Source organism: Pseudoalteromonas sp. 31A1 (assembly GCF_011378815.1).
In the GTDB taxonomy this organism is placed as follows: Bacteria; Pseudomonadota; Gammaproteobacteria; order Enterobacterales; family Alteromonadaceae; genus Pseudoalteromonas; species Pseudoalteromonas arctica.
The window spans coordinates 1-11,507 of record NZ_WTKY01000014.1 but is presented as its reverse complement, the minus strand read 5'-3'; the positions used below and the strand labels follow the sequence as shown (position 1 = coordinate 11,507).

Genomic DNA, 11,507 nt, shown 5'->3' with positions numbered 1-11,507 from the left:
TATTTTTAGTCCATGGCGCCTATCTTACCTAAAACCTTTGTTGTTGCATCATTTATTTAAAAATAAACAACTTAACCACCCTACATGACTAATTAACATAGGGTGGTTACAGATTATGCTTGGTGGATATTAACGCTAATTGCGTTATCGTCACGCATTTTCTTTTTAGCTAAACGTTTAGTACGGTCAACTACATCACCTACTAACTGTCCGCAAGCAGCGTCAATATCGTCACCGCGAGTTCGGCGCACAATACAGGTAACGCCTGCTGCTTGTAATACTTTTGAAAAACGGTCAATACGGCTATTGCTTGAGCGCGTGTATTCATTACCCGGAAACGGGTTAAACGGAATAAGGTTTACCTTACAAGGTGTGCCTTTTAACGTTTGCACTAATGCATGCGCCTGATCGGTGCTGTCGTTAATACCGTTAAGCATAACGTATTCAACCGTTACATCTTTATTTGCTTTTGAGCCATCGATATAACGACGACACGAGGCTAAAAATTCTTCAATAGGGTACTTTTTATTAACTGGCACTAAAATGTCACGCAGTGCGTTATCGGGTGCGTGAAGTGAAATAGCCAGTGCTACGTCAATTTTCTCTTTTAGTAAATCAAGAGCAGGTACAACGCCTGAAGTACTTAATGTTACGCGGCGCTTAGATAAACCAAAGCCCCAATCGTCCATCATTAGTTCCATTGCTGGCACTACGTTTTTAAGATTAAGTAAAGGCTCGCCCATACCCATCATTACAACGTTAGTTACTGGGCGCTTTTCGCTATGACCATCAAGGCCTATATCTTTAGCTACACGCCAAACTTGACCAATAATTTCAGATACTTTTAAGTTACGGTTAAAGCCTTGTTGAGCAGTAGAACAAAAAGTACATTCAAGAGCACAACCCACTTGTGATGATACACATAACGTAGCGCGCTCTTTTTCAGGGATCCAAACGGCTTCTACTTCTTGGCCGCCTTCCAGAATAAGTGCATACTTAATAGTACCGTCGCTTGCTTGTTGGCGCACAGTGATTTCTGGCGCTACAATTTCGCACTCAGCTTTAAGTTTTTCTTTAAGCTTTTTGTTTACGTTGCTCATATCGTCGAAGTTATCTACGCCAAAATGATAAATCCATTTCATCACCTGGTCACTACGAAACGGCTTTTCACCGAACGATGCAAATAGCTCGCGCATTGCTTCTCGGTTTAAATCTAATAAGTTAATCTTTTTTTGCTCGGTCATGAAACAACCTCAATCGGTGACGGTGGAGATAAAATTTACGAGGACGAATTGTACACAATTCACTCACTTTAATCATTAAGTAAAACATCATGAGTTTCTGATTAATACTTTACGTAATGACTAAAAAAGGGCCCGAAAGCCCTTTTCAATATGTTAACGAATTCGAATTAACGAGTACGTGAACAAAGCTCTTCGTCAGCGAAGAAGTACGCGATTTCGCGAGCAGCAGATTCAACAGCGTCAGAACCGTGAACAGCATTTTCGTCGATGCTATCAGCGTAGTCTGCACGTAAAGTACCAGCTAGTGCTTCAGCAGGGTTAGTAGCACCCATGATTTCACGGTTTTTAAGAACAGCGTTTTCGCCTTCAAGAACTGTAACCATTACTGGACCAGATGTCATGAAAGATACTAAAGCACCGAAGAAAGGACGTTCGCTATGTTCAGCGTAGAAACCTTCAGCTTTCTCTTGTGAAAGGTGAACCATTTTAGCTGCAACGATTTTAAGGCCAGCAGATTCGAAACGGTTGTAGATAGCGCCAATGTGGTTTTTAGCAACTGCATCAGGTTTTACGATTGAAAAAGTACGTTCTAAAGCCATCTTTATGCTCCAATAATTTTAAGTAAAAGTGTGAATATTAACGGGCGCGAATTATACGCGTTTTAAGTGAAAAATCCTAATTTTATTAAAAACCAGTTTGGTTGCCGTTTTGTGATCTCGATCAAACGCAAATTATTGACCGCATTTATACTGCCGCGCTTCTGTTTACTTATTTGTTAATGACTAATCTGAATTCTGCTTGGGATAGATTTATTTTTCAGAGTTTAGGTTAACTACTTATGCAACTGGCTTAAACCCAGTTTGATGTATGGAGCGCACATGTCACCCGTTATTTCTTCAATGCCTTTTATTCCTGAATTATTATGCCCCGCAGGCAGTTTAAAAAACATGCGCTACGCGTTTGCTTATGGCGCAGATGCGGTTTATGCAGGGCAGCCTCGCTATAGTTTGCGTGTACGTAATAATGAGTTTGACCTAGATACTCTGCAAGTAGGAATTAGTGAAGCGCATGTGCAAAATAAAAAGTTTTATGTGGTGTCTAATATTGCACCGCACAACGCTAAAGTTAAATCGTATTTACGTGATATAGAACCGGTTATTGCGATGAAACCCGATGCGCTAATTATGTCAGACCCTGGTTTAATTATGCTTGTTCGTGAAAAATGGCCTGCCATGCCGATCCACTTATCGGTACAGGCGAATGCGGTAAATTACGCGAGTGTACAATTTTGGGCAAAGCAGGGAATTGAACGCGTTATTTTATCGCGGGAGCTGTCGCTCGAAGAAATAACTGAAATACGCACACTCTGCCCAGACACCCAACTTGAAGTGTTTGTACATGGCGCACTGTGTATGGCGTATTCGGGGCGTTGTTTGCTCTCTGGTTACATAAATAAGCGCGATCCAAATCAAGGCACATGTACTAATGCATGTCGCTGGGATTACGATGTAAAACCTGGTGTTGAGAACGAAACTGGCGAAATGGTGCATAAAATTGACCCCAAACAGGTTATTCCTACACTGGGTGAAGGCGCGCCAAGTAACGATGTATTTATGCTAGAGGAACAAGGTCGCCCTGGTGAGTATATGCCTGCGTTTGAGGATGAACACGGCACGTATATTATGAACTCAAAAGATTTACGCGCTGTGCAATACGTAGAGCAGTTAACAAAAATGGGTGTACATAGTTTAAAAATAGAAGGGCGTACTAAGTCATTTTATTATGTAGCGCGCACAGCACAAGTTTATCGCAGAGCAATAGACGACGCAGCTTCGGGTAAACCATTTGATACTAACTTATTTAAAACACTCGAAAATCTAGCACATCGTGGTTATACCGAAGGCTTTTTAAAACGCCATGCCCATCAAGATTATCAAAATTATGAATACGGCCATTCGGTATCAACTAAGCAGCAATTTGTGGGAGAAGTACTTGAGCGCTGCGAAAATGGATTAGTTGAAATAGACGTTAAAAATAAATTTTGTACAGGCCACTCTTTAGAGCTTATGACACCACAAGGTAACTTTACTTTTAAGCTTGAATATATGGAAAACAAAAAGGGCGAAAGTATTAGCGATGCTAAAGGCTCCGGTCACATTGTAAAAATACTGCTAGATGAAGACATTAACTTAGCGCATGCTATTTTAATGCGTAATCTTGAGGAACACCAAGATACTCGTAATCCATTTAAACAAGCTGTTTAGCTACAGCTGAATATAGTTTTTTCAAAAAACTCGGGGTTATAAAAACCCCGAGTTTGCGACTTTATTTAAAATAATATTAATTATTTTTCAAGCTGCTTTAGCTTATCTCTTCGCTCTTTACGTTTTTGTTTTAATGTTTTGCTTGCATGTTTTTTAGGTTTTTCTTTACTCATTACAAATAACTCCAATTAAATATATAAAATTAATAAATAAAAATTGAAATAATTTACTCTATATTTCCTCCTTAATATTAATGGCTATTATTTCCCAAAGGTGGGATTCCCCAGCTTCTTTATATTCAATAATATGATTTATTTTATGCCCTAAAAGAGCGACCCCAAGAGGAGAGTGAAATGATACGTCATTAATAAAGTGCCTTCGTTGGTTTGGAGGCACTAAAGTTATACGGCGCTTAAAACCGGTGGTTATATTTTTAATAACCACCGTGCTATTAATTTTTACATGCGGATTGAATTTTGACCAAGGCCGCTGTGAATACTCGACTTCTTGTAGTAAATACGCAAGCTTTAACGGTTGTAATAGTACCGCTGCGTCTGTGAAGTCATTTTTAGACAGGAAAGATTTTTTACGCTCGAACAGAAAAGAAAGCACGGACTAATCCCCACAAAAACTAAATCGAATTTAAATATATAAAGGTACAGTGTAACTGCCGAGTGTAAGGGTTACACTCGGCTTAAATTCCGAAGGTGGTATTTGTTTTTAGCAGATATGTGATTAAAGTAAACATATTATCCTCTTTGTTTAAATCAATCATATTGAGTTTAAAAATAAAGTCAATTGAGTTTTAGGTTAAAAATATATTGGCGATAAAATGACAGTTTAAAACTGTTTTTTTTATGTTCTTATAAATTCGTTTTTTTCACTAAATTGTTGTTATTTCTGTGTGTTAGTTGCTCACTATTTGATTGAAGCTAAGCGACTAAATAGTTAAGTGCTATTTATGGGATCTATAGTGCCACTTATGCCTATTTATAATATTTATAGATTAAATATACTGGTGTTGTTGTTTATTAAAGTGTAATTGTGTGGCTAGTATTTTATTATGTGAAGCCTAAGCTGCTTATTTTATAGAGTAGAAGCTAGGTATCGGGTAACGCTCTTGTAGTGGCTACGTGCTTTACTGCTGAACCTTTATGTAATAGTTACTCCATTCAACAATGTTAAATAACCACTTTTTATTCGGGTTTATCAAAGTAAATTATAAAGGGTCTCACTTATATGTGGATAATTTTTGCATTACTCGCCACTGTTTTTTTTGGTGCGCGAGGAATAATGTACCAATGGACGTCACAAAAAAAGATTAATCGTAATCTATTATTATTCGGTGTTTTTTTTGTGGGATTTATAATTAGTGCGCTAGGTACTGTGGTGTTTGAGCACACATGGTACGGCTGGGCTGACATTACTGTTGGACTCGCTTTAGGTTTTGGATCTTTTGCGGCTAATGGGTTTTTACACAAAGGGTTTTCGGTTGGGAAAGCGTCTTTAATTAGTATTCTGTCGGGGTTAACGCCTTTATTTGTGCTTTTATTTGCCTTTTTATTATGGCAAGAAACCTTAACTGTTATTCAATTAATCGGCTTTTTTATTATTTTTGGCGGCCTTTATATTATTCGCTACTCCAGCGATATCTCATTAAGTAACTTACAAGGCGCGCAATGGGGATTACTGGCGGCACTGTCCTTTGCATTTAATGATTTAATGGGTAAGCAATCAACGCTTCTTGAGGCGGATACGTTTGCAACTTTAACGTCTATGTTTGGGTTTGGTAGCTTTCTTTTTGCCGTTAGTTGGTTAGTAAAGCGTAAAAAAATGCTAGCAGAGCAAGGCAGCTCTCAAGCGTATTGGTCTGCCGGTAAAACATTCTCATGCGGGTTACTTATTGGTTTAACAAATGTAGCAGGCATGGTTGCAATAATATCGGCTTTTGCAATTGGTAATACAGGGCTTGTGTCGGCAATTTCAGGAATGAACATTTTAATTATTTTGCTGTACTCACGCATAATTCTAAAAGAGTCTTTTACACGCCAAGAAGTTATAGGATTAACAACGGCATTTTTAGGTGTAATTGTACTAAGGCTTAGTTTTTAAAAGATGAATTAGCTTAATTACTTTGCTGTGAAAAGCCTACACTGCTACATTTTAGTGAAGTGTTGCAGTGTATGCTCTATAAGTAATCGCACTCGATAAGGGATTTGTTTTCTGTCGCGATAAAGCATAGAAAATGGCTGCCCTTTGCTTTGCCAATCATGAAGAATGTGTTTAAGCTTTCCTGCTTTAATAAGTGGTAATGCTATATAATCAGGGATGTAGCTAATACCCACACCAGACTCAACTGCTTGTTTCATCATTTGAATTTCATCAACTTCTAATCGAACATGTGTGTTTGGATTAAAACTGTACTCTTCACTCGTTTGCTGATTTTTTAATTGCCACGGTACCAACCCAACGCACGTAACTTTTGGTTGCTCTTCTAATTGCTCAGGATGAGTGATGGATTGATAATCATAGTCAGGATGAGCACACAATACATTATGAGTAAGCTTTAGTTCTCTAATAACCCAATTATCAATGGCAGGATTTCTTACTCTAAACGCTATATCAATCCCTTCTTTTTCAATATCAATAAGGTTATTTGAAAAGCGTAAATCTAGTTGAATATCGGGATACTGCAGTAAAAAATCACAAAAAATAGCACTTAAAAAATGTTTACCCATGTAAATGGGTGCACAGATCCTAATTTTCCCTTTAGGTTGGTTTTTCTCATCACAAAGTGCTTGCTCTATACACTCTACTTCATCAAACAGTTTACGATAGCGATCGTAATATAACTCGCCAGTATGCGTAAGTGTAACTCGATGGGCATCTCGATTTAGGAGTGTTAATTGCAGAGTCTGCTCTAATAAACGTATTCTACGGCTCAAAGTTGATAGTGACATATCAAGGCTTGTTGATGCTTTTTTAAAGCTACCTAATTTTACTATGGTGCAAAAGTAACGTAAATCATCGAGAGAATAACTAGCTGCCATCAGAACTACTTTATTGTTTAGGATGTAGGCAATATTAACAGCGACGCTTTAGAATTTCATTAGAGAAGCCAGAAGTTTTTATTGATAAAGATCAACAAAGAAAAAGTCAATAAAATGCATAATTTAACGCTGTTAATCATATAATTTAAAATAAAGCAGTAAATGTTCTATTTTTTCATTTTTTGTTTTATATGAACTTTAATTGAAAAGGCTAAAAAGTGGCTCTACTCATAAATAGTAAATGCATTAACTGCGATATGTGTGACCCAGAGTGCCCTAATGAGGCTATCTATATGGGCGCTAAAATATACCAAATAGATGCAAGTAAATGTACTGAGTGTGTAGGGCATTATGATAAACCTACTTGTGTAAGTGTTTGCCCTATTGACTGTATAAAGCCCGATCCTAATAAGCGTGAAAGTTTAGATGAGCTGGCTGATAAGTTTGTGCTGCTAACGAACTTATAACTTGTTCAGGTATTTTGCTAAGCCGCTTTTTACTATTGGCTAAAAACTATCTACATTACTTATTTAGCTTGTAGTTAAAGTCCGCTGTCATGCATTTTTAGTTTCAATCAAATTTTATTACCTTCATTAATTATCAATTATATTGTGTTACCTTAAGGCTTTATAAACTCAAGTATTAATCTAAGTTTTAGATTGCATTCTATAGGAGTCTATTTTGCATATAGGTATTAACGCTATTCAGGCTGTATCTTCAAAACAAGCAATATTTATTAATGATGAGTGCCGAGTGTTTGTAATTGGCGATCTTGATGGTGATTTACCGGCCTTAAAAAACGCACTTAATAACGTAAATTTTACCCCTGAAAGAGATACTTTGTTTTGCCTAGGCGATTTTGTTGATCGCGGGGATAAAACATATGACTTATTCACATACTTACAAGCCATTAGGGCATGTATGATATTAGGTAATCATGAGCATTTAATGTTGGAATCATTATTAAGTAATGATGAAGCGGCTTTTAAATTATGGACTGACAATGGTGGCAATTGGCACAAGTCGGTATCGAGTGAAAAGCTCAATGTTATGTGCGATGAGTTACTAACTAAACCTCTTTCAATAGTACTTGAATATCGCGGTTATAAAGTTGGGTTGTCTCATACATTTGCACAATCGTGGGATTGGGAAAATTACCCTGATGATAAATCGGTGATTGTGCAATCTCTATTGTGGGATCGCGAAGTAGTTAAACAAAATAAGGTAGTTAAAAGTCATGGAGTCGACTTTTCAATACATGGACATAACTCAACTAAAGCACCTTTCTGGGTGGGTAATAGCTATCATATAGATACCAATTATTATGGTGGAAAGCCTACATTACTCGAGCTTTCAGAGGTTATTGCTACGCTTGATTAACCAAGCGCTATTTAGCAATTGTTACTTCTTTCAAATATCATTCGGCAGCTTTGCTTTTTAAAATGTAAGCTGCTGACTACCACATCTAATTATCCCCCTTTGTTTTTTCTATACACTCTATGATGATTTATGCACCGTAATTATTTTATTAAGCTATTAAATACAACAAAGCCGCTCTTAGTTTATTAATTGAGAGCGGCTTTGATGTGTGGGCTGGATTTTAGCTTTCATTTAATAGGTATAAATACAGTTAAAAGAGGATTCACTCGATTTTATATTGTTGGTTAACAAACGGTTAAGTTTGGCTGTGTAGAATTGGGAACAATTTTTGCCATTACGTGAATAATTTGCGTAAAAGGACTAACTTCTCGCTTTAGTTTTATGAGCAGATTTAAATGGAACAGCCTCTCACATGATAGTAGCAAGTATATACCCTTTCCCTTTTTCAACGTTTTGTAAGTCATCACTTTATGTATCAATTTTTTCTGCTTTGGGTTCTACGTGTGCTTTTGCAGCGCAAGAAAACGAAAACTCGCAGCACACAAAAGATATGGAAGTAATAGAGGTACGTGGCATCCGTTCAAGTATGGCCGAAAACTTAGATGTAAAACGCATGTCTGGCTCAGTGGTTGATGCAATTACAGCGGAAGACATTGGGAAGTTCCCTGATAAAAACGTTGCGGACTCTCTTCAGCGTGTTCCTGGTGTGGTAATTGAGCGTGACGGCGGAGAAGGTTCATCAGTCAGTATTCGTGGTTTGTCGTCGGCGCTAACTTTTACACAGCTTAATGGTAATTTTATTGCGTCTTCTCCGGGAGAGCCTTCGCGTTCGTTTGATTATGCTTTGTTACCGTCTTCGATGATTGAAAGTGTAGAGGTTTATAAATCGCCAGAGGCACGCTTAGATGAAGGAGGGGTTGGTGGTACTGTATTAATGCATAGCCGAAAGCCTTTGAGTATGGATGCAAACTCAGGTGTATTTAATGTAGAGAGTACTTACGCTGATGTTACAAAAGAGTACGAACCGCAGTTTACGGGTTTATATTCATGGAAAAACGACAACGAAAACTTTGGTGTATTAGTTGGCTATACCTATCAGGAACGAACAAACAGGACACTTTCGGGAGGAACTGATGCAAATGTATGGCGCTACACTGGCGGTGGACAACCTACAGATATAAATGGTAACGCAGTTAATAACAATAATGGTTGGGATACTATTAATGATGCAAACGGCAACAGTTACGATGGTGTTTGGTTTCCACAAGTTGTGCGAGGCTCAGTTCTTAACGAAAAACGTGAGCGCGAAGGAATTCAAGTTAGTACACAGTGGCGACCAACAAATCGTTTAGAGCTTGGATTTAATTACTTTGGCTTTACACTCGGCCAAGACAGAACTGAATCTGTGATTGATATACCTGAGTGGTCTTTAAATTCTGATTTTTTAACTGATGTAAATCTTGATGAGTCGGGCGCTATTGTTACAGGTATGCAATACGATGCGATGGCAAGCGGTATTGAAAGTGATATGCAGTTTCCATGGATGCGCGGCAGTTATGTACGTGAAGAATCCACCTCCGATACCTTTGATTTTAATTTAACTTATGAAGGCGATAATTTTAAAGCGCGCTTTGTCGTGGGTAATACAAAATCAGAAGGGGGGCCGGAAGAAAGCTGGGAAGCTGCATATAAAAGCTCAAACGCGGGCGAAAACGCCACTGCTATTCAAAATGCTGCTCAAATGGCAGGCTGGTCACTCAACCAAAATAATGTGTCACTTAATATTGACCCAAATATACTAGCTAACTTGCAAAATGGAATTGGAGGCGGTCGTGATGCGGGCTCTTCAAACTCAAGTTTTGTACGCAGTGAGTTAGAAGAAGATTATTACCAAGCTGATGTGGATTTTTATGTTGATTGGGGCTTTTTAAAAACAATTAGAACCGGTGTTAAATACCGTAACTCCACGCTTCATCGTGAAACTGGTAATACCTTCTTTTTAGATCCTAATTTTGATATTGCTGCGGGCGAAGCAAGCGAGCAAGGTATTACTCGTTTTGATAGCTACCAATGGAATGGTGGAATGCCATTAGCTCAAAATGTATTTACAAGTGAGAGTAATATAGTAGGGGGTTTTGATATAAACCAAATGCCAAGTATCGACTGGGACAAATACCGCGATATGGTCACTGCTAACTATGTACCTTATACACGCATTGAAGATAACTTTGTTTACGACATTGAAGAGAAGATATCTGCTTTTTATATACAAGGCGATTTTGAATTTAGTGAAGTAAGAGGTAATTTTGGCGTGCGTGTTGTGCAAACAAAAACATTTACTTCATCTACCGACTTATATACCTACCAATTAGATCACACAAATGATGAAACAGGCGAGCCAGTAACTGGTGATGCACGCTTTGTAGAAGACTATCAATTAGTCACTCAGCAAAACGAAGACACTCAAATACTACCAAGCTTTAATATAGCGTGGGATGCAACTGACGATTTAGTTATTCGTGGGGCAATAGCAAAAGTAATGTCTCGTCCTGATTACAGCGATTTAGGTGCGCAGCAGCGTATTACGTTTGTATCGGATGAATGGGCAAATGATAGAGCTGAATTTAATGAACAGCCAGGTTTTAGCGGTAGTGGTGGTAATAAAAACTTGAAGCCATTTGAATCGGTGCAAGCTGATTTATCTATTGAGTATTATTATGCAAAGGGTTCTGCGGTTGGATTGGCACTTTTTCATAAGAAAGTAGATAACTTTGTTGTGCCACTAATAATTGATGTAGAGCAAAACTTTGCCGGTAAAAATAATATAGTAGATGCAGGAACCATTAATATAGCTCCGTACAGTACTGTAGGCAATGGTACCGATGCAGTATCTAAAGGCGCGGAAGTATTTATCCAGCATGCGTTTGATAATGGCTTTGGTTTTTATGCAAACTACACCTATAACAAAACCAATAAAGCAGATGTAACAGTAAATGGTGAAGAGTTTGGTCAGTCGGCATTAATAGGCAGTGCAAAGTATCAGTACAACACCTCTGTTTATTATGAAGGTGACGCTTTTAATGTGCGCGCTTCATATAACAAACGAGGGGAGACAGTATTAGGCATTAATAGTGGGTTAAATGTATATCAAGATCCATACGAACAGGTTGATGTTAATGCATCGGTTAATTTGTATGAAGGGCTAAGCTTAACAGCTGCTGTTATTAATTTAACTAAGTCGGAATCGGTAACGCGTTTAGGTGATGATACAGATGCACGATTACTTAACTCAAGCTATTCAGGACGACGCTATTACGCAGGCTTTAATTATAGTTTTTAATTAACGGCATACGTAATACTTTATTAAACGCCAACTAAAAAATGTAGTTGGCTTAGCCTAACAGGACCTAATATTGTAGTTTTATCTATGCAGATAGTTTAACTGCTCATATGTTGGTTGTTTAATAGGCAGAAAAAGCTCTGCAGCCCTTTATTTGTATAGCTTTCATACTAAATTCATTTAATTGTCAAAAAGCTGAAATAAAACATTGACCCCCGCTCGAATCTCC

Annotated in this window: 9 protein-coding genes; 5 read left to right on the top strand and 4 right to left on the bottom strand. The window is 37.9% G+C overall.

The genetic code is table 11. From position 1 onward, the window contains the following. Positions 1–113 precede the first annotated feature (113 nt). Positions 114–1,244, bottom strand: a complete 1,131-nt coding sequence (locus tag GQR52_RS13270) for a bifunctional tRNA (adenosine(37)-C2)-methyltransferase TrmG/ribosomal RNA large subunit methyltransferase RlmN (protein WP_007583420.1) — start codon at positions 1,242–1,244, stop codon at positions 114–116. A 167-nt stretch (positions 1,245–1,411) separates the two neighbouring features. Beyond that, on the bottom strand, positions 1,412–1,843 hold the full coding sequence (gene ndk, locus GQR52_RS13265) for a nucleoside-diphosphate kinase (RefSeq protein WP_007377442.1): 432 nt from the start codon (positions 1,841–1,843) through the stop codon (positions 1,412–1,414). Between the two features lie 279 nt (positions 1,844–2,122). Here ndk and yegQ point away from each other — a divergent pair, with 279 nt between their 5' ends. Further along, complete coding sequence (gene yegQ, locus GQR52_RS13260) at positions 2,123–3,508, top strand: tRNA 5-hydroxyuridine modification protein YegQ (RefSeq protein WP_165728750.1); 1,386 nt, start codon at positions 2,123–2,125, stop codon at positions 3,506–3,508. Positions 3,509–3,739: 231 nt separating this feature from the next. Here yegQ and GQR52_RS13255 read toward each other — a convergent pair whose 3' ends face one another. Beyond that, complete coding sequence (locus tag GQR52_RS13255) at positions 3,740–4,120, bottom strand: GreA/GreB family elongation factor (RefSeq protein WP_165728749.1); 381 nt, start codon at positions 4,118–4,120, stop codon at positions 3,740–3,742. Positions 4,121–4,747: 627 nt separating this feature from the next. Here GQR52_RS13255 and GQR52_RS13250 point away from each other — a divergent pair. Further along, complete coding sequence (locus tag GQR52_RS13250) at positions 4,748–5,620, top strand: DMT family transporter (RefSeq protein WP_024591184.1); 873 nt, start codon at positions 4,748–4,750, stop codon at positions 5,618–5,620. A 44-nt stretch (positions 5,621–5,664) separates the two neighbouring features. On the opposite strand, the gene GQR52_RS13245 is transcribed toward GQR52_RS13250, so the two are convergent. After that, complete coding sequence (locus GQR52_RS13245; RefSeq protein WP_165728748.1) at positions 5,665–6,558, bottom strand: LysR family transcriptional regulator; 894 nt, start codon at positions 6,556–6,558, stop codon at positions 5,665–5,667. Positions 6,559–6,776: 218 nt separating this feature from the next. On the opposite strand from GQR52_RS13245, the gene GQR52_RS13240 reads away from it, so the two are divergent. From GQR52_RS13240 to GQR52_RS13230, 3 genes are all read left to right on the top strand, one after another. Further along, the gene (locus tag GQR52_RS13240; RefSeq protein ID WP_165728747.1) at positions 6,777–7,025 is read left to right on the top strand and encodes a YfhL family 4Fe-4S dicluster ferredoxin; all 249 of its coding nucleotides are present in this window, start codon (positions 6,777–6,779) and stop codon (positions 7,023–7,025) included. A 214-nt stretch (positions 7,026–7,239) separates the two neighbouring features. Continuing rightward, positions 7,240–7,938, top strand: a complete 699-nt coding sequence (locus tag GQR52_RS13235; protein WP_165728746.1) for a metallophosphoesterase — start codon at positions 7,240–7,242, stop codon at positions 7,936–7,938. 412 nt (positions 7,939–8,350) lie between these two features. Beyond that, on the top strand, positions 8,351–11,278 hold the full coding sequence (locus GQR52_RS13230) for a TonB-dependent receptor (RefSeq protein ID WP_165728745.1): 2,928 nt from the start codon (positions 8,351–8,353) through the stop codon (positions 11,276–11,278). Positions 11,279–11,507 lie beyond the last annotated feature (229 nt).